We start from the raw sequence: 25,216 nt of genomic DNA, 5'->3' as shown, positions 1-25,216 counted from the left end.
GACTTGGGCTTTGCGATCAGCGCTTGGCCTTCTTTTTCGACTTGGCAGCTTTCTTGGTGGCCTTCTTTGCCGTTTTCTTTGCAGTTTTCTTGGCCGCCTTCTTCGACGACTTCTTTGCAGCTTTCTTCGAAGTCTTCTTGGCCGCCTTCTTCGAGGTTTTCTTCGCAGCCTTCTTGGCTTTCTTCTTGGAAGCCTTCTTCGGCGCTACCTTCTTCGCGACCTTCTTGGCGGCTTTCTTCACCTGCTTGACGGCGGTGACAGCGGCGTCCTTGGTCGTTTCTACGGCGGCGGTGATCGTGTCCATCGCCTGTTCGGTGATCGGCTTGTCGTCGTCCATATCGTCCCCCACGGTTTGCATGGAGCGATGACGATAGCGGGTTTCATAATTGTGTCAAAGCAACGCTCAACCTTTGCGGATCTTTGCGTAGGCGGCGAGCGCGCGCTCTCGTCCCTTGGCATGATCGACAATCGGATGCGGATAGGTCTTGCCGAGCGTGACGCCGACGCTTGCAAGCTCGATCGGCGTCGCCTGCCAGGGCTGGTGGATCAGCTTGGCGGGTACGTCTTTCAGCTCGGGCCCCCAGCGCCGCACATAGGTTCCATCCGGGTCGAACTTCTGGCCCTGCAGCACCGGATTGAACACGCGGAAATAGGGCGCCGCGTCGGCGCCGCAGCCGGCGACCCACTGCCAGTTGGCCGGATTGCTGCCGGCATCCGCATCGACCAGCGTGTCCCAGAACCAGCTTTCGCCGTCGCGCCAGTCGATCAGGAGGTGCTTGACCAGGAACGAGGCGACCACCATTCGCACCCGGTTGTGCATCACGCCGGTGTGCCAAAGCTCGCGAAGGCCGGCGTCGACGATGGGATAGCCTGTGCGGCCGCGCTGCCAGGCGGAGAGCGCCTTGGCGTCGGGCTTCCATGGGAAGCTGTCGAAGTTCGCTTGCAGGTTTTCGGTGGCAAGGTTGGGATGGTCGTGCAGCAGGTGCCGGCAGAACTCGCGCCAGCCGAGCTCGCTCAGGAACTTGTCGACACCAGGTCCGATCGCGGGATTTTCCGCTGCGGCGAACCGCGCGGCGTACCAGACCTGGCGCGGGCTGAGTTCGCCGAACCTCAAATGCGGTGACAGGTGTGAGGTGCCTTCCCGGTCCGGGCGGTCGCGATCGCCGACATAGCCACGTGCGATGTGCTCGAGAAAGTCGCACAGGCGGCTGCGGGCGGAGGCTTCGCCGGCGGTCCATGTCTCGCGCAGGCCGCCGGCCCAATCGGGCGTGCCCGGCTCGAGCTTCCAGGTCTCCAGCGCGTCGCTGGCGACCGTCGGCGCAGGACGCAGCTCCTTCGGGGCCGGCAGGGGCTTGGGCGGATCGCCGAGCGCCAGCACGCGCCGCCAGAATGGCGTGAACACGCGCAGGCCGCGGCCTTCCTTGTTGCGGATTGCCGCGGGCGGGACGAGCAAGTCACCGGGAAAACTATGCGAGTCCACGCCGATCTTCGCCAGCGCAGCTTCGAGCTGCCGCTCAACCGCCTGATGCGGCGCCTGTGCGATCCCATTCCAGTAGACCGCGCCGGACCCGCTCTCGCGCGCCACTTCGGTGATTACCCTGGCCGCCGGCCCCTTGCGCAGGATCAGCGATCCGCCGCGGGTGGCAATGTCGGCGCCGAGCGCCCGCAGCGACTGCGCCAGCCACCAACGTGCCGCCGCGCCCGGCGCTCGCCCGGCCGCGTCGTCCAGCACATAGAGGCATATTACCGGCGCGCCGGTCTTTGCAGCGGCCTTGGCGGCGGCGTGGAGGGAGGGATGGTCGGACAGGCGGAGGTCATCGCGAAACCAGACGATGATGGGCGGAGCGCTTGGCGTGGTCCTTAGCGTAGTTCTGGGCGTGGTCAGGGGTGTCCTCGTTAACGATTTGGAAAGCATGTCGCGACGGGAACCGCGTTAATGCGGCCGTAAGCCGATTGCATGAATATGCAGGAATTACAGGAGTCATTCCATTCATGTACGGACGAGCAACGGCGAAGTTTCTGCCGCAATTCAAACTTGGCACCAAGGCGCTCCTCTGCGCGGTGCTGCTGATCGCCATGAATACGGCGCTCGTGGTCGGGGCCGGCTATTGGTCGCTCAGCTCCGTGTTCAACGATCGTGCGCTGCGCGATATCGAGGTTAGCCTGCGCACGCTGGCGCTGGCCTTTGCCGAGACCAATCCCGACGCGAAGATCAGCATGAAGGATGGCGCGGTGGCGCGTGCCGAGATTCCCAAGATGCCGGACTTTAGGGATCACGCCATCGTCGATCGCGCGGTGTCCTATGTCGGCGGCAACGCGACCCTGTTCGTGTTCGACGATGCGAGCGGGCAGTTCGTGCGGCGCTCGACCAACGTGAAGAAGGAAAATGGCGACCGCGCCGTCGGCACCCAGCTTGCCGCCGATCATCCGGCGCAGGCGCTGCTGCGCCGCGGCGAAGCCTACAAGGGCCCGGCCACCCTGTTTGGCAAGACCTTCATGACCGCCTATTTCCCGATCGCCGACGCCAACGGAAAGGTCGCCGGCATCCTCTATGTCGGCATCCCGATGGCCCAGTTCGAGAGCATGCTGGCCCACACGATCGAAAGCATGGCGGTCGCCGCCGGGCTCGCCGCGCTGCTGGTGCTGGTCCTGACCTTGCTGGTCGTCCGCCGTATCACCAAGCCGCTCACCTTGGTCGCGCGCTCGCTGACGGCGCTCGCCGAAGGTCAAAGCGACGTCGAGATCGATTGCGAGGATCGCGCCGACGAGATCGGCGAGATCGCCCGCACGGTCGCTGTGTTCAAGAGCAATTCGCAGGAGCGGGCGCGGATGCGCAGCGAGCAGGCGGCGGCTTCGGCTGCAGCCGCCGAGCAGCGCAAATCCGACTTGCGCAATTTCGTCGAAGAGTTCCGCGGCGGCGTCGGCGGCATTCTCGACAAGGTGCTGACATCGTCAGGCGAATTCGAGCGGGCGGCGCGGCAGCTCACCGACACCGCGCGCTCCACCGCCGATCTGTCGGCGCGGTCGGCGGGAGCTTCCGAAAATGCCTCCGAGCACGTGCGTTCGGCGGCTTCGGCCTCGGACGAGCTGTCTCAATCGATCTCCGAAATCACCCGGCGGGTTCAGGAATCGAACGTCATTTCCGCCGAGGCCGTGCGGCAGGCCGAGGCGACCGATCAGCGCATCGCGCAGCTCTCCGAGGCGGGCGCGCGCATCGGCGATGTCGTCAAGCTGATCACCTCGATTGCCGAGCAGACCAACCTCCTGGCGCTGAACGCGACCATCGAGGCGGCGCGCGCGGGCGATGCCGGCCGCGGTTTTGCGGTGGTGGCCCAGGAGGTCAAGACGCTGGCCGGCCAGACCGCCAAGGCCACCGACGAGATCTCGAACCAGATCGCCAGCATGCAGCTTGCGACCGAGGAATCGGTCGCCGCCATCAAGGCGATCAGCCAGACCATCGAACGCATCAGCGGCATCGCCGGCTCGATCTCGGCTGCGGTCGAGCAGCAGAAGAGCGCGACCCACAACATCGTCGCCAGCGTTCGCGCAGCGGTATCGGGCACGGCCGATGTCGCCGTCAACGTCCGTCAGGCCGCCGAGGGTGCGAACGAGACGGGTGAGACGTCCAGCCGGATGTTTGCCTCCGCCCAGGCGTTGTCGGGCGAGAGCCTGCACCTGAAGGCCGAGGTCGAGGGCTTCCTCGAACGCGTGCGCGCGGCGTAAGAGCCAACATCGTCATCCCGGGCGACGCTGCTGACGCATCGCCCGGAATGACAATTGGGTTATTTCGGCTGCGGCACGATCCGGATGTAGGGCTTCGGTTCCTTCCAGCCCTGCGGGTAGATCGTCTTGGCCTCGTCGTTGGAGACCGAGCCCGCGATGATGACGTCGTCGCCCTGCGACCAGTCGGCCGGCGTTGCGACGCGATGCTTGGCGGTGAGCTGGAGCGAGTCGATGACGCGGAGGATCTCCTGGAAGTTTCGGCCCGTCGTCATCGGATAGACCAGCACCAGCTTGATCTTCTTGTCCGGCCCGATGATGAAGACGTTGCGGACGGTCTGGTTGTCAGCGGCGGTGCGGGTGAGGGGATCGCCCGAGATCGCGGCCGGCAGCATGCCGTAGAGCTTCGAGACGTTGTAATCGGTGTCGCCGATCATCGGATAGTTCGGGGCCGCGCCTTGCGTCTCCTTGATGTCCTCCGACCATTTGGCGTGGCGGTCGACCGGATCGACCGAGAGGCCCATCAGCTTGACGCCGCGCTTGTCGAATTCCGGCTTCAGCTTGGCGAGCGCGCCGAGTTCGGTCGTGCAAACCGGCGTGAAGTCCTTGGGGTGCGAGAACAGCAGCGCCCAGCTATTGCCGATCCAGTCGTGGAACTTGATCTTCCCTTCGGTGGTCTCGGCTTCGAAGTCGGGGGCGGTGGCGCCGATCGGAAGTGTCATGGTTCTACCTCATGCCATTGAATTTGCTTGCGAATTCATCTTTGATCGTCAGGGCTAGTATAGAGACTCCACGATCCCAAGTGAACGCTAACTGAACAGCTTCAAGTAAAATGTGAATTCCTTCTTTGAAGGCCTGATTTCCTAGCACCTTTTTGTTACAGCCGCGCCTGCGGCGAAACATCTCCACCGGGGCTATACGGGCGCGATTGCCCCGAGAAAGCCTTTTATGACTCTCATCACGCTCGCCCGTCGCTTCCCAGAACCGAAATGGTCCTGACAGCGACCAATTGGCAACCATCTAGAAAAGTCGCGATCCCCGTATCGAATCATTAACCACCCCTTTACGCCGACATGAAAATGCTGGCCGATCAGAAGAAATCTGGAAGTGAACTATGTCTGCCGCTGCGCATAAGTCTGTTGAGTCGCCGTCCCTCGAACCGTCCTGCCGCGATACCTCGGCCCATGCACTGACTATCGTGCGCGACGGCGTGATCACGGGCGAAGGCCCGACCACCAAGGGAAGGGTGCATTTCTCCCGCTCGCTCGATGCCGATGATACCGCCTGGTGCGCCCGCATTCTGACGGCCACGGCCGTCAACGACCAGCCGATCAGCCGCGCCGAGGCCGAAGTGCTGTTCGAGATCAACGAAGCCGCAACCGAGCGCACCGATGGTGGCCGTTTCGACGACCTGCTCGCCAAGGCGGTGGCCCATTATGCCGCCAGCGCCTCCGGCCTGAAGGTGCCGCCGCGCAGCGTGGCGCTGTCGGCCGAGTCCGACATCGAGAGCTGGGCGCCGTCCTATGCCTCCAAGGTCAACAGCGAAATGCTGGAGTGGATCGCCGGCCAGATGCGCGGCAAGCGCCAGAACAACCGTCGCCTGATGGCGATGGTGGCGACCTTCCTGGGCGCCACCGCGCTGCCTCTGGCGGGCCAATTGCCGAACGTGTTCGACATCGGCATGTAAGATTTCGGGCATGTAAAATTCTGCGCCTCTCACGAGGACGCATTTGAACGGCGGGGTTATTTCCCCGCCGTTTTTTGTTTGCCGGTCTCCAACTCGAGACCGAGCGTGCGGCCCGGGAAACCGGCAGTGTCGAAATAGCGCTGGCTGCCGACGCGCTGGAAGTTCAGCACGGTCTGCAGGCCGTTCTCGGACTTCTTCGACTTTTCGACCCCCTTGTACGCCTTCGGTACGGTGCCGTTGGGCAGGGCCTCCGACATCACGCGGCCGACGAGGCCGCCGTTCTGCGAACTGCGCAGGCCGAGGAGCTGGGCGGCGGTCATGCCGACATCGGCATTGCTGACCGGAATCTCGCTGACATAGCCGGCTTTGAAGTCCGGACCGATCGCGGCCATGAAGTTCATGGTGTCTCCGCGGCTGAAGCTGCCATGCATTCCCTGGCCCTGGCGCAGCACGGTGTCGGCGACCTGCACCGAGCAGTTGGTTGGCGCCTCGCCGCAATCGCTGGCATAGGAGCGGAAGTTGACGACGATCGCCGGCGTCGGCGTCGCCGCCTTGCCGCGCAGGTTGATGCTCGACAGCGGCAGGGTGCCGGGGAAGCGGCCGAGCGAGTCGTCGACGAACAGGCCGGAGACGTAATCCTGTTCGAGCAGCAGCTTGACGGTCCTGGCCGCCAGCTTCTTGTCCTTGTTCGGCAGATAGATCAGGTCGGAGCCGCCATTGGTGGCGACGACGAGATCGGGCTTTTCCGGATCCTTGCCGAGCACGCCGTTGCCGGCCTTCGGATGCTTGTTGCCCTCGATCTTCGCATTCTTGTCGTTGGGATCGAACAGCGGCAGGTCGAGCGCCTTGGCAAGGTCGAGCGCGAGAAAGCCCATCGGCAAAAAGTCCTTCGGCGTGTCGTCATAGCTAAGCTTGGCCGAGGGGCTGGTCTTGCTCTCCTTGGAGATGGTCGAGAAGCCGTGGTCGGCCTGGACCATAATGTTGGTGTTGGCGGCAAGGCCGAGCTCGTCCAGCGCCTTGCGGAGCTGGGCGAGGTTGTTGTCGGCATTCTTGATGCCGGCCATCGAGGTCGGCCCGTTGATGCCGGGCATGATCTGATTGAGGCTGTCGCCGGTGTTGTGCTGACTGCCGTCGGGGTCGCGCGACCAGAACACCAGCACGAACGGCTTGTTGCGGGCCTTGAACATCGGCAGCACGACCTTGGCCGCGACGTCGGCGAAATAGGCCTGCTGCGCGATGTTGGCCGCCGTGGTGCCGGGCGTCTTGGCATCGCCCGCCTTGGAGTTGTCGCCGCGCGGCGGCGTTGCGAGGGGCAGGCCGGCCTTGGTGAGAGCGGCCTTGACCTCGTCCGACAGCGCCACGCCGTTCTTGCCGCCGGTCGCATCGTCGAACACGACCGAATGCAGGCCGGCCTTTTCGGGCTTGTCGGTGTGGTCGAACTGATAGGTCGGACCATGCTTGCCGAGCGCGGCGGTGCTGTAGCCCTTGTCGCGGGCCAGCTTCAGGATCGTGTCCTCATTGAGATAGTCGCCCTTGAAATGCTCGTCGATGTCGCCGAGCACGGCGTCGTTCTCGATGAAGGGGACCACGGTGTCGCCGGCGGGCACCGAGGTGTAGTTGGTCCAGATCGTGTTGGAGAACACGCCGGTGTCGCCGAGATAATGGCCGGTCGACATCGCCGAGCCGTTGGCCATGGTGAAGGTCGGGAACAGCGAGTGCGAATTCTTGAAATTGACGCCCTTGTCGCGGATTTCGGCCATCGCCGGTGCAGTCTCCGGTGTGACCTTCAGCGCCCGCAGACCGTCCGGAATGAACAGGATCAGGTTGCGGGGCGTGTTGTTCTCGGCGGAGGCAGGTCCGGTCGAAAGTCCGGCGGACAGCACTGTCAGTCCGGCTGACAGCAACACCAGTGAACGGCGCATCAAAATCTCTCCCTGCGAAGACAGCTTGGCCGCCAACCGCGGCCCCCGGCTTCGTTTAGTTTCGCTGCATGACGGTTTTGTTACAAGAGCGGAGCGGCATGCAAAGAAGGGTAGGGATCCCGCTCTGCGCTGCGTCCGGGCACGAGATCGCGGTGTCGGCAGGCAACTGCTTCAGCATCGTCATTGCGAGCGCAGCGAAGCAATCCAGAATCTTTCCGCGGCAGACTGGATTGCTTCGCTGCGCTCGCAATGACGGAATCTGTGGCTGGCAGCGTCGCGCTTCCATTCGCATTCCGGATCGCAGACGCACCTTCGCATCCTCGCGGCGTGTTCGCCCGAGCTTTGCTTCGTCGTCTCACCCTCAAGTGAAAGAGGGCGCAGGGAAGACCGGGTGCCGGCTGGCACCCGCGGTCCACTGTGCGAGATTGTGGTAACTGGATTGCACAGCGGCATACAGGTGAAGCCAAAACATCCGGCCTTCCCTGCGCAGTGGTTTGACGGCTTATGTCGCGCTCTCCCCGGGGAGCGATGCACTATTGCCCCCGTCGCCTTGCGGATGGCTGATGCGTGTGCCCGGTTGGGCAACCCACATCACCGCAACACTTGGCGCACAGACCCCGGGCGCCAGGACCACACGATTTTGCCGTACGCCAATCACACCGGTCGTGTGCGCGACACTTTCGCTCACGGTTGCCCGCCCTGCGAAGCCCTTCGCGCCGATGTGACCTGCGTCCACCGCCGTCCGGCCCGCGTTCGTGACGATCGCGATACGCCCCTCTTCCTTGGGCCGGAGTGAGGAATTACTAACAAAAATCCGAATTCTAATAAAGAGAAATATTTTGTCGCCGGTCCGTTGACCCCGGACTTGGGTGTTTCGTCTGAGATGACGCAAGGGATTGTGGCCGGAGCGGTCAATCCGGCGACGTCGGCACCGGCGTATTCTGCGCGACCGCCTTGGCAGGCGCGGGATTGGGGCCGCCATTGGCCAGGTGGCGGCGAAACGATGGCGGCGCCGCCTGCAGGGCAAAGATGATCGCAATCTGGGTTCGGTTCTGGAGACGGTATTTGCGCATGATGTTGCCGATATGCGCCCGGACCGTGTTCTCCGAGATCTTGAGCTCGTACGCGATGTTCTTGTTCTGCATTCCGCGTGCGATCAGCATCATCAGGTCCCGCTCGCGTGGCGTGGGTGTGATCGATTGTTTCGGATCCGGACTCATGAATGCTCCTCCGTGGCCTTTGGTCGATGCGAACACCCCAGCATGTTCTCACTCCGTCTTGAGTGCCTCGATCGGGCTGAGCTTGGATGCCTTGTGGGCGGGATAAAAGCCGAAGATCAGGCCGGTCGCGATCGAGAAGGCGAGGGCAAGGCCGATCGCCTGGCCGTCGATCGAGGTGATCCATCCTGCCAAGCGAGCCACCGTCATCGAGAGCGTGACGCCGGCACCGACGCCGATCGCGCCGCCGAGCAGGCAGAGCACGAGCGCCTCGCAGAGAAACTGAAGACGGATGTCCCGCATCCGCCCGCCAAGCGCGCGGCGGATTCCGATCTCCCGCGTGCGCTCGGTGACCGACACGATCATGACGTTCATGATGCTGATGCCGCCGACGAGCAGCGAGACCGAGGCGATGGCGACGAGTAGGAGCGCGACGGTCCGGATCGCTCCCTGCTGCGCTTCCATGGCGGCGGCCGGATCCTGGACCTTGAAGTCGTCCTCCTGGCCGGCGGGGATACGGTGGCGTTGCCGCAGCAGGTTTTCGATCTCCGTTCGCGCCCCCGCCATTTGTCCGTCCGCAGCCACCTTGGCGATGATGTAGGCGACCGAATCCCGGTTGATGTTGCTCGCGCTGCCGAGGAAGCGCAGCTTGGCCGTGGTGAGCGGCACGAAGGCGACGTCGTCCTGCGCCGGCCCCTTGCGATCGAGGACGCCGACCACTTCGAGCGGCACCTTCATGATCCTGATCTGTGCACCGATCGGATCCTCGCCGGGCGCGAACAGCTCTTGCGCCACCGTGCTGCCGAGGATCACGACCTTGCCGGCGCCTGCCTCCTCGGTGCCGGAAAAATAGCGGCCGGTCGCAAGCTGCCAGTCGCGCACCATGAAGTGCCCGGTCGTCGTCCCGTTGATCGTCGTGTTCCAGTTCTTGCTCTCGTGAATGACCTGGGCCGTTCCTGCAATCGAGCCGGCCGCTGCCTGGATCTCGGGGATCTGTTCGAGGATCGCCTGCACGTCGCTCTCGGTCATGGTCAGCTTGCTGCCATCCTTGAGACGCACGCCGCCCTGGTAGACCGCGCCGGGGTTGATCATCAGCACGTTGGCGCCGATCGAGCGGATCTGCTCCTGGAGGCGAAGCTGGGCGCCGGACCCGATCGCAAACACCGTCACGATGGAGGCGACGCCGATCACGATGCCGAGCATGGTGAGGATGCTGCGCAACGGATTGAGGCGCAAGGCATGCAGCGCGATTTGAAAGCCCTGGAGCATCGTCATGGCGCAGCGCTCCGTTTCGGCAGGATCGGAGCCAGCGTTTCGTCAGCGACGAGCGCGCCGTCGTGCAGGCGGATCGTGCGCCGGCACTGGGTCGCGATCCCTGGATCATGCGTGATCATGACGATGGTCTGGCCGCTCCGGTTGAGCGCGGCGAACAGGGCCAGTATCTCGGCGCCGGTACGGCTGTCGAGTGCGCCGGTCGGCTCGTCGGCGAGCACGATCAGCGGGGAGGCGATCAGGGCGCGCGCGATCGCGACGCGCTGCTGCTCACCGCCCGAGAGCTGCCGCGGGAAGTGATGGGCCCGGTGCACCATGCCGACGGCCTCCAGGCTCTGCTCAGCGCGGGCCAGACGTTCCTTGCGGCTGATGCCGCAATAGACCAGCGGCAATGCGACGTTCTCAATCGCATTATGGCGAGCGAGCAGATTGTAGGACTGGAAGACGAAGCCGATGCTGCGGGCGCGCAGGGACGACCGGCGGTCTTCCGAGAGATCGGCGACGTCCGTTCCCTCGAGATAGAGCGCGCCCTCGCTCGGCAGGTCGAGCAGCCCGATCATGTTCATCAGCGTCGATTTTCCCGAGCCGGACGGTCCCATCACCGCGACGATCTCGCCTCGTTCGATGTCGAAGCTGACATTGCGCACCGCAGTCACCGCTACGCCGTCGGCACGATAGGTCCTGGAGACCGACTGCAGGCTGATGAGGGGCGGGAGGGCCGTCATGATCCGAACCTGATTCCGAGAAACTCCATGCCGGCCGGCCGGATGGCCTGACCAACGGCGACCTGACTGCCCTCGACGAGGTCTCCGCTCCTGAGCGCGACTTGTTCGGTGCCGGCCGCGCCGACGGTCACGGGAATACGCCGGAGTGAGCCGCTTGCGGTGCGCGCCCACACCCCGCTGCGCGCCGCGGCATCCGGCTGTGTGCCGGAGGGCTGGAAGCGCAACGCGGCAAGCGGCACTTTCAGCACGTCGTCCTGCCGCTCGATCACGATCTTCACCAGGGCGGTCATGCCGGGCAGCAACGCGCCGTCGAGATTGGAGGTCGCCAGGACGACGGTGTAGGTCACGACGTGCTGCTGGTTCTGCGGTGCCTTGCGCACCTGCCGCACCACCGCCTCGAAGCGGCGGTCCGGGTAGGCATCCACCGTGAAATGGGCGCGCTGGTCGGGCGCGATGCGCCCGATATCGGCTTCGTCGACCTGCGCGTGGATTTCCATGTCCTCAAGCCGGTGCGCGACCACGAAGGTGGTGCGCGATTCCAGTCCGACCGCGAGGGTCTGGCCCTCGTTGACGAACCTTCCGACGACGACGCCATCGATCGGCGAGCGGATCACGGTGCGGTCGAGATCGGCCTGGGCCGCAGCGAGAACGGCCGCCTTCTCCGGCACGGCCATTCGTGTCTGCTGCAATTCCGCCTCGATTCGGCGGACGTCGGCCTGCGCCCCATCCACCGCATAGGAGTTGAGGGACATCAGAACTTCGGCCTCGCGTTCCTGGGCCAGACGCGCGGTGAACTCTGTCTGCGCGTCATCAACCGCCGTCGTGGCCACCACGTTTTGCGACTGGAGGGCCTGCTTCCGCTGCAGGGTCTTTTGCGCCGAACTCTTGACGGCCTGAGCGCTGTCGAGCTTGGCGGCGAGCACGTCCCGGCTCCCCTTCGCGTTTTGCAGGTCGATCCTGGTGCGATCGAGCTTGGCCCGGGCGACGTCGACCAGGGAATTGGCAACGGCCAGAGAGGCCCTGGCCTCGTCGACCTTTGCCGCAAAGCTGCGCGGATCGATCAGGGCGAGCGGCTGATCCTTGCTGACGGTGTCGTTGAAATCGACATAGACCCGGGCGAGCTGCCCGGACAGCTGGGAACCCACCTCGATCGTCTTGACCGGCTGCAGGGCACCGGTGACGGTGATGGTCTGCTCGATGCTGCCGCGCTGGATGGAGGCATAGCGGAACACGGGGGCATCCGATCCGAAGCTCCGTGCTTCCAGGCTGACGGGTTTGAGCAGCCGCTGGGTCGATTCAAAGGCGCGGGCCGCCTTCTCCGCGGCGCTCCCGGCCGCGTCGGTGATGACGGCTGGCCCGGCGGCGTAGACCGCGGCGAGGCCACATGCAGTTCCGAGCAAGGCAATAACTGGCACAAATCGCATATCGAAAACCCGCCTCTTGAAATGGCATCGTTGGCGGCAAAGGCAAAGATCGCGCTATGGTTGTAAACTCGCTGTGGTTGTAAATCACCAAAAACGCAGTCGATCGTCAGTGTGTCGCCGCTGCCGGGGCGACGGTCGGGCGCGCTTGATGATCCAGAAGTAAAGCCTGCGGGTACTATTTTTCGTGACTTGCCGGAAATGCATACGGAGCGTATCGATATGATGCGCGCGGTATCGAACTCGACAAGCTGACTGAACGTCCCGTCTGCTCTGGCCGAAGCGGCCAGCGCCTGGCGTTCAACTCGGCACGTGGGTGGCGACGCCATGACGCAGTCGGCGATACCGAAGTTCCGACGCCCGATCGTCGCATTCCCGATCGTCGCATTGTCGATATCGCGCCTCGCCATGATGCCGCAGGTCGCGAGGGCAAATCCCCGCAATCACGAAAGCCGATATGTGAACACCTTCACTCGTCTTGAACGGGTGTTGGCCCTAAGACGTCGAAGCGGCGGATCGGAGCGACTCGCTCGATCCTCGCGAATTCATCCAAGCACCTTGATCTCGCTTGCAAGAAGAATGGATGGCTCGATGCTTGTTCATCGAGCCCCAAGCCGGGGAGCCCGTTGCCATGAGTTCAGGTCAAGCCACAGTTTATATCATTGACGACGAAATTCAGATTCGAACCGCGATAGGAAGTCTCTGCGAGGAGACCGGGCATCAGGTAAAATTGTTTGCATCGACGGACGAGTTCGTCGCGGGCAGTATTTCCGACGGGCCTTCATGCCTCGTGCTCGACGTCCGTTTTCCCGGCACGGCGCCGACCGGCCTCGAGCTTCAGCGCCGGCTCGCCGAGACGGGCGTGCTCATCCCGATCGTCTTCATCAGCGGCCATTCCGACGTCCGGGTCTCGGTCGAGGCCATGAAGCGCGGCGCGGTCGAGTTTCTTCCAAAACCCTTTCGCGAACAGGAGATCCTCGACGCGATCAGGCATGGCATCGAGCGCGACCGCAGGCGGCTCGAGCGCGAAGATAGCGTTCGCGAAGCTCGCCAGCGCGTCGAAACGCTGACGGCGAGGGAGCGCGAGATCATGCTGTTGATGGCCGAAGGTCTCGTCGCCAAGCAGATCGCGGCGAGGCTCGGGGTGAGCGAAGTGACAGCCAAGGTCCATCGCACCCGGATGATGCGAAAGCTGGAGCTTCGCTCGCCGATCGAGGTGGTGCGGTTGGTCGACAGTATGGGACGCGAAGAAGAGACGACACGAACCGGCACGGGACAACCGTACAGCTAGTACCGCGGGCACCAACACGCCGCGCAACGTCTAGTCCGTACCGATTAGCATGAACTGCAGTCTGTTGCACGCAGCACGATCGGTTCAAAGTCTGTCCTGCGATGTCGGCCTCCTCCAAGACGGCATCCGAACCCAGTCAGAGATCTTAGCCAGAAAGGATATTCCATGCGCAAATTGTTTTTTGCTTCCGTTGCCGTGCTCGCCCTGTCCTCCGCCGCGCAGGCCGCTAACACCTCGACCACTGTGCAAGTGGGCGTCGTGAACGGTTCCAGCGTCTCGCAGCAGGGCCTCACCAACGACACCTCGTCGACCAGCCAGCTCGGCATCATCAACAGCGCGACCACGATGCAGGGCACCAGCGCGGCCTCGCTCAACAACGGCAGCACGGTGAACCAGATCGGCGTGCAGAACTCGGCAACGACCGGCCAGGTGGCGTTCGGCAACAACGGCAGCGCGATCACCCAGAACTCGTTCGGGCCTGCCCCGCTCCAGAACAACGCCGCCGCCGTCGGACAGCTCAGCGTGTTCGGCGTCAACGGCAGCACCGTCTCGCAGACGGCGCACTAAGCCAGCCCCGTTTGGCCGGACGCGTCAACTGCGGCGCGTCCGCGCCATTCTTGAAAGCACCGCCTCGGGCGGGACGACTCAGTGAGAGGTTGTCCGCCGACTTTGCGGAGGAAATGTCATGCATCAAAAATATCTCGTTGCCACGATCGTCGCGTTCAGCTTGCTGACCGCCGTCGATGCCCAGGCCGGCAACTCGGCCAGCGTGCTGCAATTCGGCACCACCAACAACTCCTTCATCTCGCAGAGTGGCGGCACCAACAACAGCGCCACCACGATGCAATTCGGCGCCACCAATACTGCGACCACGTTGCAGACGGGCTCGTTCCTTACCGTCAACACCTCGGTGATCGGGCAGGGCGGCACGACTGCGACGGCGTCCAACACCGCGTTACTCGGCCAGGTCGGCGGCTCCAATTCGAGCCTGATCGGCCAGATCGGCGCGAACAACGCGGCTGGCGTCGGACAGCTCGGAATCCTGAACGGCTCGACGATTTTGCAACAGACTCCTTGATCGCAAATCAATTTTCAGTCGCGAGGCATGTCATGAGGCATTTTTCAGGCGCCGCCTGTGGCGCACTTCTCACCTTGTGTTGCGTGGGCGCCGGATCGGCCGGTGCCCAGACCGCCGACATCAAGACCATCGTGTCGCTCGGCGGCCCGCCGGTCGTGTTGAACCAAAGCAGCCAACTCAACATGGCCGGCGTGTTCATGATCGGCGGCAGCACCAGCGCGACCGTCACTCAAAACGGCACGAACAACGCGACCGGAATCCTGCAATTCGGCGGGACGACCTCGGCATCGGTCGGGCAGGCGGGCGTGAACAATGTCGCGTTTGTCGGCCAGGCCGGCCAGTCGACCAGCAGTTTCCTGTCGCAGTTCGGTGCGTTCAACTCGGCGACGGTTGTCCAGAATGGCCATTGAGCTGGGCGACCTCACCGCCATCAGAAATGTGATGGGGCAAGGCGATGAAACGCGGTAGACTTCTCCTGGCATTGGCGGCATTGCTCGCCGCTGTCAGCGTCGCGTCCGAGGTTTCCGCCGGATCCGTCCAGCGCGGCGTGACGAACCGGAACGTGAGCATCGAAACGGTCGTGCAGTTCGGCAACGATGTCCAGCCTGTTACGATCGAGGAGAACAGCCGCATCAATATCGCGCGTGTCATCCAGATCGGTGGCACGGGAACGGTCGATGCGACGATCATCCAGAACGGCACGCGAAATTATGTCAATGTGATCCAGGTCGGTGGCACGACCAACGTGGCGATCGGTCAGTCCGGCGTGAGCAACATTGCCGATATCACTCAGGTCGGCAGTTCCACCAACGCCCTCCTGCTCCAGATCGGAGATCTGAACACCGGAACGGTGCGACAATTCGGGCGCTTCAACTGGCTGTCGCTATTTCAGTTCAGCCGGTGATCGTGAAGGCGAGGTGCAACATGAGGTTCTTCGTACTCGCAGCAGGACTGAGCATCATGATGGCAACGGCAGCCGGGCCGGCGGGAGCCGGCGAGTCAGGTGACGGCCACACCACAATAGTTCAGGACGAGAATGGCACGTCCGTCATTACCCAGAGCGGCGATCCGGCGCAGGCCGAGGTCAAGATCGAGAAGGAGCCTGGGCGCACCACGGTCTATCGCCGCAGCGGTAGCAACACCGCCATCGTGTCGCAGGGCACCGGAAATCCACAGGACATGCTGGACTGGCTGCGCAAGCAGCAGGGCCGCTGACGCACGAAGGCCCATCGTCCGTGATGGACGATGGGCCACATCGTGAGCGAGCGTTACCAGCTGCGATAGACGCCGGTCAGTGTGCCGTTGTTGTTGCCATCCGGGCCGACATCGCCCTGCGTCGAGCTCGGCGCCGGATGGTTGGTGCCGTTGAGCGCACCGTACGGTCCGGCGACATCCGGATAGTACGCGCGTGGCTGAACCGGTTGGTAGGCCGGGGCGGTGCGGTCCCATCCCGCGCGCGCTCCGTTCCAATCATAGCCCTGGGCCGAGGCGGCCGTCGTGCCCGCGACGAGTGAAGCCGTGATCAGGCAGAGGAGTTTTGATTTGTTCTGCATTGGAGATGCTCCTTGCTGGTGTCGGGAGCCAACGACCGCAGTGCGGGAGCGTTCCGGGTGTTGTCGGCCGAAGCGATCAACTCCGATCAACTGGTTATGAAGTCCGCTTTCCCGGAACACGTGCGACATCAGCCGGAAGCCCGGGCGTCTTGCCGCAGCTTGTTCCCTGTTAATCCCGTGCCTTAACCAATAATTAATTATACGTTTGCGGGTGGGCGACAGCCCGGCCTAGCGTGCGGTGGGGAGCCGCTATCCGCGAAGCCAAACGAGTTGGTGCGTATCATGATGTCCAGATCATTTGGGGCGTTGCTCGCCTCGCTCAGCGCAGCCGCGCTGCTCCTTGCCCCCAGCGACAGTTTTGCGAGGCCCGGCGGCACCGTCGCCCATGCCGCCACGCCGTCCGGTCCGGCGGCGCGTCCGCCGATTGCGCCAGGCGCCAGGTTCCGGGGCCGAAACACGCCCTGGGTCTACTGGCCGGGCGGCGGCGGGTTCTACTATGACAACGCAGGCTACGGCCAGCCTTTCGCCGAGACCGCACAACCCGTCTCCAGTGATGTGCGCTACACCTATACGTACGACGTTCCCTGGGATTGGACGCATCGCTTCCCGCCGAACGTGGTGCCGTCAGACCGGCCCTACGTGCCGAGCTGTCCGACGGAGCAGGTGACTGTGCCCGGCCGCGGCGGCGGCGAGCACACGGTCAACATCATGCGTTGCTACTGAGCAGCGCATTCGGCTCAGCTAACCCAGCTCAAAACTGGTCACGCCGAAGACGCGGTCGATCCGCAGCGGCGCGAGCGGTCCTGTGTACATCCGCGCCGTCTCGAACACCGGCTTCAGCCCGAGCTTCTCCGCGAGCGCAATCGCCTCGCGATTGACGGCGGGGACATCGAGGAAGATTTCGCCGCCGTTTGCACTCGCGAGCAAGGCCTGCACGATCGCGTCCGCCGCCGCGCGGTTGTCGGCGACGAGCGGGCCGATCTTGCGGCCGGTCCGGCACGGCCGGATCACGCCCCATGCAGCGAGCTTGCCGTCGCGCAGCAACGCGCGACCGACATGACCTGATGCGCCGATCCAGGAACGCAGGAAGGCGCCGCGCGGAGCCGGGAACACCGTTGCATCGTCGGCTTCAATGAGCGCGAACGGGATCGAGCCGAGCGCAACGACATCGGCGGGCGGCCTCGGTGGCGCGGCGATGAAGCCGCCATAGCGGACATTCGCGTAAGCAAGTTGGAAGCCGGACTTTCTGTAATTGTCCTGCTGCGCCACGACCCCGTCGAGGCCGATCACGCGAGTGCCCGCATGCGCGATCGCCGCCTTCCAGATGCGGAGGCCATGGCCGGAGCCGCGAAAACCTTCGCGCACGATGTAGAAGCCGAGGAAGGCGAAGCGATCGTCGTAGTTGACGCAGGAGACAGTCGCGACCGGCTCGCCGTCGATCTCGCCAACGAAAAAGCCGTTTGGGTCGGGGATCGCGAAACAGACGGCGTCGGAAAGGCACGGATTCCAGCCCTCGGCCGCGGCCCAGTCGACGGCGATGGCGATCTCCTCGGGGCGCAAATTACGGATCTGCAAATCGCTCATCTTTTAAGGTCGCTTTCGATGGTGGACCATCCGGCTGGTCCGGCGGTAGAAGGCCCATGACGGGCCGGGCTCGGCGGCTCGCCTCCACGATATCACAGAGGATGATCGGTCATGGCAGCACAGATGGCAGCAGAGAAGGTCGCACTCGTGACCGCCGGCGGCAGCGGCATGGGGGCAGGGGCTGCGCGCCGGCTCGCAGCCGACGGCTTTCGCGTCGCCATCCTGTCCTCCTCCGGCAAGGGCGAGGCACTGGCAGCCGAGCTCGGCGGATTGGGGGTCACCGGTTCCAACCAATCGAACGACGATCTGAAGCGGCTTGTCGACGGGGCACTTGCCAAATGGGGACGCATCGACGTGCTCGTCAACAGCGCGGGCCATGGGCCCCGGGCGGCGATCACGGAGATCACCGACGAGCAGTGGCACACCGGCCTCGACACCTATCTGCTCAACGTGATCCGTCCCACCCGGCTGGTGATGCCAATCATGAAGGCGCAGAAGGGCGGCGCCATCATCAACATCTCGACCGCCTGGGCATTCGAGCCGAGCGCGATGTTTCCGACCTCTGCGGTGTTCCGCGCCGGCCTTGCCGCCTTCACGAAGATCTTCACCGACACCCATGCCGCCGAGAACATCCGCATGAACAACGTGCTCCCGGGCTGGATCGACAGCCTGCCGCAGCTAGATGCGCGCCGCGACAGCGTGCCGATGAAGCGCTACGGCAAGGTCGAGGAGATCGCGGCGACCGTCTCGTTCCTGGCGTCCGACGGTGCTGCCTACATCACCGGGCAGAATATCCGCGTCGACGGCGGACTGACGCGCTCGGTCTGAAACGCTAGGGCTCGAATCGCGTTTCGCGCGCTTGTCGCGATGCGACATTGGCGTGCGTCGTGCGCCGCGGATGTGTGATCACGCGTGGCCCCTCAGTCACACTTGTCACGCGTTCGCGTGCCGCACGGCTCACACTACGTCACAGTCCCTATGAACTTCGCCGCAGCCCAAGACGGCGAGGGATCGGCAGCCTATGCCCGATCTGCGCCGGACAACTTCCGCCCGCGCATTCGAAACGCGAGATCGATCGCGTGAGGCAAGGAGACTGGAATGAAGAAGTTTTTGCTGGCAGTTGCCGCGGTCGTTTTGGGCTCCGCATCCGTGCAGGCGGCCGACCTCGCGGCGAACTATACCAAAGCGCCGATGATGGCGACGGCCTACAACTGGACCGGCTTCTATGTCGGCGGCAATGTCGGCGGACAGTGGGGGAGCGCCGATCCGACCACCTCGACCATCTGGACGCCGACCGGTTATTTCGACGCCAGCAGCGTTCCCGCCATCAACACGGTCGGCGCCCAGCGCGTCAACAGCTCCAGCGTGACCGGCGGCTTCACCGCGGGCTATAACTGGCAGGTCAACCACGCGCTGCTCGGCCTCGAGGGCGACATCAACTATTTCGGCTTCAAGGGCAGCGCGAGCGGCTCGGCGCTCTATCCCTGCTGCGCACCGACCGGCTTCACGGTGTCGTCGTCGGTCTCGGCCGACTGGCTCGCCACCATCCGCGGCCGCATCGGCTTCCTCGCGGCTCCGACCTGGCTGCTCTACGCCACGGGCGGTGCGGCGATCGCGGAGGTGAAGGGCAATTTCAACTTCACCGACACCTTCTCCGCGGCATCAGAATCGGCCGCGATCCGCGACACCCGCCTCGGCTGGACCGCGGGTGTTGGCACCGAATATGCGTTCGGCGGCGGCTGGTCGCTCAAGGCCGAATATCTCTACGTCGATCTCGGCCGCGCCAGCGCGACCAGCACCAATCTTACGAGTTTCGCAGGCGGCACGGCAAATCCGAGCAACGTCTACACCCACTCGGTCGACCTCAAGTCGAACATCGTGCGGGTCGGCGTGAACTACAAGTTCGGCGGACCCGTCGTCGCCAGGTATTGAGCTTCATCCCGTTTCCTGATCTGGCGTGGAAAGCCCCGGCCTGGCCGGGGCTTTCTGTTTGGACCTCAGCCTGCGTGGGACGCCACCAGATGCGCCAGTTCGGGCAGGATCCTGTAGCGTGCGATCTCGTGGGGATATTCGCCCCGATTGGCGAGCAGCACGATGCCGATCCGCTGCGCCGGCACGAGGCCGATGTAGCCGGAGGCATTGTTGAGGCCGCCGGGCTTATCGACAACGGTGACGCCTGGAAGACGCACCGTCTCCCAGGCCATTGCTTGTCCGAACTTGTCGTCGACGCGGAAGATCTCGTGCTGTGTCATCCGCAATGCCTCGCGCAAGTGAGGCTCGATCGTCCGCCCGTCGATGCAGGCAGCAACGAATCTCGCGAGATCCCGCGGCGAGGAAAACATCTGGCCCGTGCCGGGAAAATCAAAATAGCTCTGCTGGTTGCCGATGGGGCCGATCGCCATGCCCTGATCCGAATAGCCCTGGACCGCGCGCTGCATCCAGGCCTCCTCCATGACGGCACGGCCGTCCTCGCCACGTTCGGGTACGGAGGTCGCACTCATGCCGATCGGCTTGAAGATGCGTTGTTCGAACAGGCGTGCGATCGGAGCGCCGTAGCAGCGCTCGAGCACGAGTTGAAGCAGCACGTAGCCGGCGTGGCTGTAGACGCGCTGCTTGCCGGGCGCTTCGCCGGCTTGCGGTCTCCAGCTGTTGAACATCTCGATGAGCTGCGCGCGGGAGAAAGTGTCGCTCGGCCACGGCGGATGGTCGGTCGGCAGCAGCATGCCTGAGGTGTGCGTGACGAGCTCGCCGACGGTGATGCGGCGGACATAGTCGCCGGTGAGCTCGGGGAGATATTTCGCCAGACGATCGTCGAGCTGCAGCTCGCCGCGGAGGGTGCCGAGCGCGACCAGCGTCGCCTCGAACGGCTTGCGCAGGGAGCCGAGATTGAACAGGGTGTCGGGCGTGACCGGCCTATGCGTGGCGTCGTCGGCAAAGCCGTAGTTGAAGAACTCGACATGGCCGCCGGCATAAAGCGCGACGGCAAGGCCGCCCGGCTGGTCCGGCGTCACGGTCGGCGCCAGCTCGTTCGCGACGATGTCGCGCATCTGCGCGATCATGTCGGAATCCGCGGCGGCCTCGCGCGGCCAGGCAAGCGCGAGCGGAACGAGCGCAGCCCGGGCGAGCGCCCGTCGGGTAAGATATGATGAGGTGACAACAGGCGGCACGGCTCTGATGCAGAATGCGATGCGCCCCCACGTCTCTTGTAGCGGGACGGACCGTGTCTCCCTATTCACGATTGCGCGTGGTGGGTTCCGCGCGAGTGGTCCGTAGCCCGATGGAGCGAAGCGCAATCCGGGAAAGTGCCGCAGCCGAGTGAGCGCCCCGGATTACGCTTCGCTTCATCCAGGCTATCAGCCGGCGAAATTTAACTTAGCTAGTCGGCTAACAATTGTTGACGGCGGTTAGCGGCAATCCTATAGTTAGCCCCATGGCTAACCAATTATCCCGGCTCGATCAGGTTTTCGCGGCCCTTGCCGATCCCACCCGGCGGGCGATCGTGATGCGGCTCTGCGCCGGCGAGGCGTCGGTCGGCGAGCTTGCCGATCCCTTCGAGATGGCGCTGCCGAGCTTCATGAAACACATCCACGTGCTGGAGACGAGCGGCCTCGTCCTGTCGGAGAAGTCCGGCCGCGTGCGCACCTGCCGCCTCAGTCCCGACGCGCTTGTCGGCGCGGAGGACTGGTTCCAGCAGCAGCGCGCGATCTGGGAGGCGCGGCTCGATCGGTTCGAGGCCTACGTCATGCAGATGAAGAAGGAAAGGGCGGCCGCCAACCGCCCGTCCAAGACAGCTAACAAGACAACCAAACGGAAAGGTTCCTGACGATGACGAATTCTGCCAATCCCGCCCTGTCGCAATGGTCGCTCGACCGCGAGATCGTGATGTCGCGCGTGATCGACGCGCCGCGCGATCTGGTGTTCGAAGCGTGGTCCGACCCGAAGCATCTGCCGCAATGGTTCGGGCCGAAGGGTTTCAAGCTCGAGACCTTCGAGATCGACGTGCGGGTTGGCGGCGTCTGGCGCTTCAACATGATCGGCCCGGACGGCACGGTCTATCCGAACCGCATGCGCTTTCGCCGCATCGAGCGGCCGTCCTTGATGGAGATGGATCACGGCGTCGACCAGGACGAGGATCCCGGCATGTTCCGTTTCACCGTCACCTTCGCCGAACAGAGCAACGGCAAGACGGTTCTGATGATGCGGCAGCTGGCCTCGAGCACGGCGCAGCGCGACGGCATGATCAACTTCGGTGCGGTCGAGTACGGCTACCAGACGCTCGACAAGCTGGCGGCTTATGTGGGCGGGATGAAGAGGTAGCGCGAACAGCCACCTTCCTCCTTCATACCGAGGAGGCCGCGGAGCGGCCGCCTCGAGGCACGAGGACCACCGGTGAGGCCTTCAGTCTTCAAGGCGCGCGCCCCTCAGGATGAGGGGCGCTTCATTCCTTCGCCTCGTCCGTGACGATGTCGCCGAGTTTCTGCCAGCGCTGGCCGTCGAACTGCACCATCTGGAACTGCTTGTTGACGCGGTAGTCGGTAGGCGTCGTCGTCACCGAGATGCCCGGCAGCGTCAGGTCGAGTGTGATGTTGTTTAGGCTTGCGGCCTGGCGCATCACGTTCTCGCGCGTGAGATCGTCGCCGCATTGTTTCAGCACCTGCACCAGCAACTGCGCGGTGATATAGCCATAGACGTTCAGGTTCGAATCCTTATCGCCCTCCGGGTAGTACTTGGCCATGAAGGCGAGATATCGCTTCATGCCGGGATCGTCCTTCCATTCGGGATCGGCTGAATCCTTGACATAACCGACGCTGACGACGCCCTTGGCATTGTCGAGTCCGGCGGGTTTCAGCACCGCGCTGACCGAGGAGGCGTTGATGTCGATGATGTGCAGCGGCTTCCAGCCGATCTCGGCGACCTTCTTGATCGCCTGCGCGGCCTGTTTCGGTGTCGTGGCGCTGAACAGCACGTCGGCACCTGCATCCTTCAACCGCAGGATCTGCGAGTCGATGGTCGGCTCGGTGATCTCGTAGGACGTCTCGGCGACGATCATCTTCGCCTTGTCGCCGAGACCTGCTTTGAAGCCCGCGAGATAATCCTTGCCGAGATCGTCGTTCTGGTAGAGCACGCCGATCCTGGCGTTCGGATAGTTCTTCAGAAGATATTGCGCGTAGATCCGGCCCTCGACGAGGTAGGACGGGTTGAAGCCCATGGTCCAGGGGAAGTTCTTCGGATCGGTGAAACGCGCCGCGCCCGTTGCCGCGAAGAGCTGCGGGACCTTCTTGGCGTTGAGATATTTTTGCACGGCGACATTCGGCGCCGTGCCGATGATCTGGAAGGTCAGCAGCACTTCGTCGCTTTCGACCAGCTTGCGGGTCTGCTCAACCGTCTTCGGAGGCGAATAGGCGTCGTCATACTGGATCAGGTTGACCTTGCGGCCGTTGACGCCGCCCTGGTCGTTGATCATCTTCATGTAGGCGGCCTGGGTCTTGCCGATCACGGCATAGGCCGAGGCCGGCCCGCTGAGCGGGACGGTCTGGCCGACCTTGATCTCCGTGTCGGAAGCGCCGGGATCGTATTTCTTCTGCGCCTGTGCCGCCGGGATCGACAGTGCGAGAACGGTCGCGGCTGCCGCGACACGTATGAGAAGTATTTTTTTCATTTCCATTCCCTGTCCGTGACTGTCACTCGCCCTTGAGGCCGGCCTCGCGGATCAGCCCGGTCCACTTTTTTGTTTCGTTGTCGATGAACTGGCCGAACTCGGCCGCGGTACCGGCGCGCACTTCGAGGCCCTGGGCGGTCAGCTTGTCCTTGATCGCCGGCTGGGCCAGCGCGCGCAACACTTCGGCCTGCAGCTTGTCGACGATGGCGCGCGGCGTCGTCGAAGGTGCCATGAAGCCGTACCAGCCGGCGGCGGCCACGTTGGGAAAACCCTGCTCGCGCAGGGTCGGCGCCTGCGGATAGAGCGCGCTGCGTTCGGCGGAAGCGACGCCGAGCACGATGAACTTGCCGCTCTGGATGTAGGGCAGTGCGGTCGGCAGCGCCGTCAGCGTGGCATCGACGCGGCCGGCGAGCAGCTCCGTGTAGGACGCCGCATCGCCACGGAAGGGAATGTTGAGCCCCTTGACGCCGGCATCCCTGAACAGGAGTTCGCCGGCAAGATGCGGCTGCGAGCCGGCGCCGGGCGAGGCGAAGGTCAGGCCATCCGGCTTCGATTTGCCGTAGGCGATCAATTCGGGGAGCGTCTTGAACGGCGCGTCCGCGCTGATGATCAGGAACAGCGGCGCGATCACCGTCATCGCGACCGGCTGCAGATCCTTGCGCTCATAAGTCAGCTTGCCGAACAGCGCTTCGGCCGTGGCGTAGGGCGCCGCGACATAGAGGAGGGTATAGCCGTCGCCCGGCGCATGCGCGACCGTGTCGTTGGCGATGCGGGTGCCGGCGCCCGGCTTGTTCTCGACGATGAACTGCTGGTGCAGGTTGCGGCCGAACTCTTCGGCCAGCAGCCGCAGCGAGATGTCATTGGAGCCGCCGGGCCCATAAGGCGAGATCAGCCGCACCATACGCGACGGCCAGGCGTCCTCAGCGTGTGCGGAGAATGGAAGTCCCGATAGCGAAAGGGCGAGGGTGCCCAAGAATGTTCGCCGTGTGACGGTCATGGTGGCCTCCCGGTGGCGGAGCGCCGATTGTCTCGTTCATCGTCTGGCGCTCTTCTTGTTTTGCTTTTGTGTTTCGGTCGTCGGCGCCGCGCCAACCATGGTGCGGATGCTGTCGGCAAGGGCGGCAATGCGCGGGCCGATCTCGCCCTCCAGCTGGCCGGGCTGGAGCCGGAACGCGGGAATGCCGCAATTGATCGAAAAGGCCTGCTTCGCCTCACGCGCATGAAACAGCGGCGCGGCGACGGCATGGATCGAGGCGATGTACTCGCCGAAGCAAGTGCAGAAGCCGCGGCTGGCGCATTGTGTCAGGCCGGCGCGGTAGGTCTCACGGAAGGACGACCACAGCTCGGTGTCCTCGCTTGCAATGCGCTGTTCGAGCAGCGCGGCATCGGCCTGCGGCAAGGTCGCCGCCGCGGCACGGCCCATAGCGGTCATCACCACGGAAATGGGCATGCCGATGTCGGGGACGTGCGGGCCGACGTCGCCGGAGCGCGCGGTCTCGACATAGATCATGGAGGTCGCATCGAGCAGGCCGATCGAGACCGTGCCCCGTACGCTTAGCGCCAGCTCCTGCATCATGGGACGCGCGACCTGGCGGAACTGCATGTCGGCGAGCAGCGGATGCGCCATGCGGAGTGCGCGCGCACCGACGCGATATTTGGCGCGTTCGGCGTCGTAGCGGAGGTAGCCGAGCTCCGCGAGCGTGTGCGTCAGCCGCGCCACCGTCGGGCGCGGAATCCCGGTCAGCGTCGACAGCTCCATGTTGCCGAGCTGGGTCGCCCCCGCCTTGAACGCTTCGAGCACTACGAGACCTTTCGCCAGCGTCGTCGCGAACGCGGCGTCATCGATGCTGTCCGCCAGCACGGCGGCAGCGGACGAGGAGGCGCGGATCGGTTTGGAGGCGGTTCTGGCCATGCAGGCTTTAATGAACCCGGTCCCGCCAGATGTCCAATAGATTCATAAAATGTAGTTTTATGTCCATTATCCGGACATACGGCGGCTGTGCCGGCAGGGCAAGAATGTGCGCGAAGAGCCCCGCCGCACACAGATTTTCGTCGCGATTGCGTGGCTTGTTGTGACAGGATTATTA

Annotated in this window: 27 protein-coding genes; 13 read left to right on the top strand and 14 right to left on the bottom strand. The window is 64.0% G+C overall.

Annotation, left to right across the window (positions count from 1 at the left end; all coding sequences use genetic code 11):
* Positions 1 to 16 precede the first annotated feature (16 nt).
* Positions 17 to 337 (bottom strand): histone, encoded by a 321-nt coding sequence (locus GWG67_RS05110; RefSeq protein WP_275168050.1) that lies wholly within the window; start codon positions 335 to 337, stop codon positions 17 to 19.
* A 66-nt stretch (positions 338 to 403) separates the two neighbouring features.
* On the bottom strand, positions 404 to 1,915 hold the full coding sequence (locus GWG67_RS05105; RefSeq protein WP_275168049.1) for a deoxyribodipyrimidine photo-lyase: 1,512 nt from the start codon (positions 1,913 to 1,915) through the stop codon (positions 404 to 406).
* Positions 1,916 to 1,992: 77 nt separating this feature from the next.
* Here GWG67_RS05105 and GWG67_RS05100 point away from each other — a divergent pair, with 77 nt between their 5' ends.
* Positions 1,993 to 3,723 (top strand): methyl-accepting chemotaxis protein, encoded by a 1,731-nt coding sequence (locus GWG67_RS05100; protein ID WP_275168048.1) that lies wholly within the window; start codon positions 1,993 to 1,995, stop codon positions 3,721 to 3,723.
* Between the two features lie 59 nt (positions 3,724 to 3,782).
* On the opposite strand, the gene GWG67_RS05095 is transcribed toward GWG67_RS05100, so the two are convergent.
* Complete coding sequence (locus GWG67_RS05095; protein WP_007603114.1) at positions 3,783 to 4,442, bottom strand: peroxiredoxin; 660 nt, start codon at positions 4,440 to 4,442, stop codon at positions 3,783 to 3,785.
* A 392-nt stretch (positions 4,443 to 4,834) separates the two neighbouring features.
* Here GWG67_RS05095 and GWG67_RS05090 point away from each other — a divergent pair, with 392 nt between their 5' ends.
* A complete protein-coding gene (locus tag GWG67_RS05090; RefSeq protein WP_275168047.1) occupies positions 4,835 to 5,407 on the top strand; it encodes a hypothetical protein in 573 nt (190 codons plus the stop codon).
* Between the two features lie 56 nt (positions 5,408 to 5,463).
* Here GWG67_RS05090 and GWG67_RS05085 read toward each other — a convergent pair whose 3' ends face one another.
* From GWG67_RS05085 to GWG67_RS05065, 5 genes are all read right to left on the bottom strand, one after another.
* The gene (locus GWG67_RS05085) at positions 5,464 to 7,329 is read right to left on the bottom strand and encodes an alkaline phosphatase family protein (protein ID WP_275168045.1); all 1,866 of its coding nucleotides are present in this window, start codon (positions 7,327 to 7,329) and stop codon (positions 5,464 to 5,466) included.
* A gap of 911 nt (positions 7,330 to 8,240) precedes the next feature.
* Positions 8,241 to 8,549, bottom strand: a complete 309-nt coding sequence (locus GWG67_RS05080; RefSeq protein ID WP_275168044.1) for a response regulator transcription factor — start codon at positions 8,547 to 8,549, stop codon at positions 8,241 to 8,243.
* A gap of 48 nt (positions 8,550 to 8,597) precedes the next feature.
* Positions 8,598 to 9,821 carry an ABC transporter permease gene (locus tag GWG67_RS05075; protein WP_275168043.1) on the bottom strand — a complete coding sequence of 408 codons (1,224 nt, stop codon included), beginning with the start codon at positions 9,819 to 9,821 and terminating at the stop codon, positions 8,598 to 8,600.
* A complete protein-coding gene (locus GWG67_RS05070; RefSeq protein WP_275168042.1) occupies positions 9,818 to 10,543 on the bottom strand; it encodes an ABC transporter ATP-binding protein in 726 nt (241 codons plus the stop codon). The genes GWG67_RS05075 and GWG67_RS05070 overlap by 4 nt, the downstream gene beginning before the upstream one ends.
* A complete protein-coding gene (locus GWG67_RS05065; protein ID WP_275168041.1) occupies positions 10,540 to 11,967 on the bottom strand; it encodes an efflux RND transporter periplasmic adaptor subunit in 1,428 nt (475 codons plus the stop codon). Before GWG67_RS05065 ends, GWG67_RS05070 begins: the two co-directional genes overlap by 4 nt.
* A 628-nt stretch (positions 11,968 to 12,595) precedes the next feature.
* Here GWG67_RS05065 and GWG67_RS05060 point away from each other — a divergent pair.
* The 6 genes from GWG67_RS05060 (at position 12,596) to GWG67_RS05035 (ending at position 15,548) form a co-directional block, all read left to right on the top strand.
* The gene (locus GWG67_RS05060; protein ID WP_275168040.1) at positions 12,596 to 13,255 is read left to right on the top strand and encodes a response regulator transcription factor; all 660 of its coding nucleotides are present in this window, start codon (positions 12,596 to 12,598) and stop codon (positions 13,253 to 13,255) included.
* A 165-nt stretch (positions 13,256 to 13,420) separates the two neighbouring features.
* Positions 13,421 to 13,822 (top strand): curlin subunit CsgB, encoded by a 402-nt coding sequence (locus tag GWG67_RS05055; RefSeq protein ID WP_275168039.1) that lies wholly within the window; start codon positions 13,421 to 13,423, stop codon positions 13,820 to 13,822.
* A gap of 118 nt (positions 13,823 to 13,940) precedes the next feature.
* Positions 13,941 to 14,333 carry a curlin gene (locus GWG67_RS05050; RefSeq protein WP_275168038.1) on the top strand — a complete coding sequence of 131 codons (393 nt, stop codon included), beginning with the start codon at positions 13,941 to 13,943 and terminating at the stop codon, positions 14,331 to 14,333.
* Positions 14,334 to 14,365: 32 nt separating this feature from the next.
* Positions 14,366 to 14,743 (top strand): curlin, encoded by a 378-nt coding sequence (locus tag GWG67_RS05045; RefSeq protein ID WP_275168037.1) that lies wholly within the window; start codon positions 14,366 to 14,368, stop codon positions 14,741 to 14,743.
* Between the two features lie 71 nt (positions 14,744 to 14,814).
* The gene (locus tag GWG67_RS05040) at positions 14,815 to 15,237 is read left to right on the top strand and encodes a curlin (RefSeq protein ID WP_275168036.1); all 423 of its coding nucleotides are present in this window, start codon (positions 14,815 to 14,817) and stop codon (positions 15,235 to 15,237) included.
* 20 nt (positions 15,238 to 15,257) lie between these two features.
* Entirely contained in the window at positions 15,258 to 15,548 is a 291-nt protein-coding gene (locus GWG67_RS05035; RefSeq protein ID WP_275168035.1) for a hypothetical protein, read from the top strand.
* Positions 15,549 to 15,601: 53 nt separating this feature from the next.
* Here the strand turns inward: GWG67_RS05035 and GWG67_RS05030 are convergent, their stop codons facing one another.
* Entirely contained in the window at positions 15,602 to 15,886 is a 285-nt protein-coding gene (locus GWG67_RS05030; RefSeq protein WP_275168034.1) for a hypothetical protein, read from the bottom strand.
* Between the two features lie 282 nt (positions 15,887 to 16,168).
* On the opposite strand from GWG67_RS05030, the gene GWG67_RS05025 reads away from it, so the two are divergent.
* Positions 16,169 to 16,609, top strand: a complete 441-nt coding sequence (locus GWG67_RS05025; RefSeq protein WP_247462781.1) for a hypothetical protein — start codon at positions 16,169 to 16,171, stop codon at positions 16,607 to 16,609.
* An 18-nt stretch (positions 16,610 to 16,627) separates the two neighbouring features.
* On the opposite strand, the gene GWG67_RS05020 is transcribed toward GWG67_RS05025, so the two are convergent.
* Complete coding sequence (locus GWG67_RS05020; protein WP_275168033.1) at positions 16,628 to 17,470, bottom strand: GNAT family N-acetyltransferase; 843 nt, start codon at positions 17,468 to 17,470, stop codon at positions 16,628 to 16,630.
* A gap of 123 nt (positions 17,471 to 17,593) precedes the next feature.
* Here GWG67_RS05020 and GWG67_RS05015 point away from each other — a divergent pair, with 123 nt between their 5' ends.
* Positions 17,594 to 18,298, top strand: coding sequence for an SDR family oxidoreductase (locus GWG67_RS05015; RefSeq protein WP_275168404.1), 705 nt, complete (start codon positions 17,594 to 17,596; stop codon positions 18,296 to 18,298).
* 270 nt (positions 18,299 to 18,568) lie between these two features.
* Positions 18,569 to 19,402, top strand: coding sequence for an outer membrane protein (locus GWG67_RS05010; RefSeq protein ID WP_275168032.1), 834 nt, complete (start codon positions 18,569 to 18,571; stop codon positions 19,400 to 19,402).
* A gap of 65 nt (positions 19,403 to 19,467) precedes the next feature.
* Here the strand turns inward: GWG67_RS05010 and GWG67_RS05005 are convergent, their stop codons facing one another.
* Complete coding sequence (locus GWG67_RS05005; RefSeq protein WP_275168403.1) at positions 19,468 to 20,529, bottom strand: serine hydrolase; 1,062 nt, start codon at positions 20,527 to 20,529, stop codon at positions 19,468 to 19,470.
* Between the two features lie 371 nt (positions 20,530 to 20,900).
* Here GWG67_RS05005 and GWG67_RS05000 point away from each other — a divergent pair, with 371 nt between their 5' ends.
* On the top strand, positions 20,901 to 21,293 hold the full coding sequence (locus tag GWG67_RS05000; protein WP_275168031.1) for a helix-turn-helix transcriptional regulator: 393 nt from the start codon (positions 20,901 to 20,903) through the stop codon (positions 21,291 to 21,293).
* A 2-nt stretch (positions 21,294 to 21,295) separates the two neighbouring features.
* Positions 21,296 to 21,787 carry an SRPBCC family protein gene (locus GWG67_RS04995; protein ID WP_275168030.1) on the top strand — a complete coding sequence of 164 codons (492 nt, stop codon included), beginning with the start codon at positions 21,296 to 21,298 and terminating at the stop codon, positions 21,785 to 21,787.
* 121 nt (positions 21,788 to 21,908) lie between these two features.
* Here GWG67_RS04995 and GWG67_RS04990 read toward each other — a convergent pair whose 3' ends face one another.
* Genes GWG67_RS04990 through GWG67_RS04980 form a run of 3 tightly spaced genes read right to left on the bottom strand, consistent with a single transcriptional unit; the run spans position 21,909 to position 25,041 of the window.
* Positions 21,909 to 23,129 carry an ABC transporter substrate-binding protein gene (locus GWG67_RS04990; RefSeq protein ID WP_275168029.1) on the bottom strand — a complete coding sequence of 407 codons (1,221 nt, stop codon included), beginning with the start codon at positions 23,127 to 23,129 and terminating at the stop codon, positions 21,909 to 21,911.
* A 22-nt stretch (positions 23,130 to 23,151) separates the two neighbouring features.
* Entirely contained in the window at positions 23,152 to 24,126 is a 975-nt protein-coding gene (locus tag GWG67_RS04985) for a tripartite tricarboxylate transporter substrate binding protein (protein WP_275168028.1), read from the bottom strand.
* Between the two features lie 36 nt (positions 24,127 to 24,162).
* Positions 24,163 to 25,041 (bottom strand): IclR family transcriptional regulator, encoded by an 879-nt coding sequence (locus tag GWG67_RS04980; protein WP_275168027.1) that lies wholly within the window; start codon positions 25,039 to 25,041, stop codon positions 24,163 to 24,165.
* Positions 25,042 to 25,216 lie beyond the last annotated feature (175 nt).

The sequence above is a fragment of the Bradyrhizobium sp. CSS354 genome (assembly GCF_029051725.1).
GTDB lineage: Bacteria > Pseudomonadota > Alphaproteobacteria > Rhizobiales > Xanthobacteraceae > Bradyrhizobium.
Note: the sequence above shows the minus strand (reverse complement) of the source record. Positions and strands in the feature narration are given on the sequence as shown.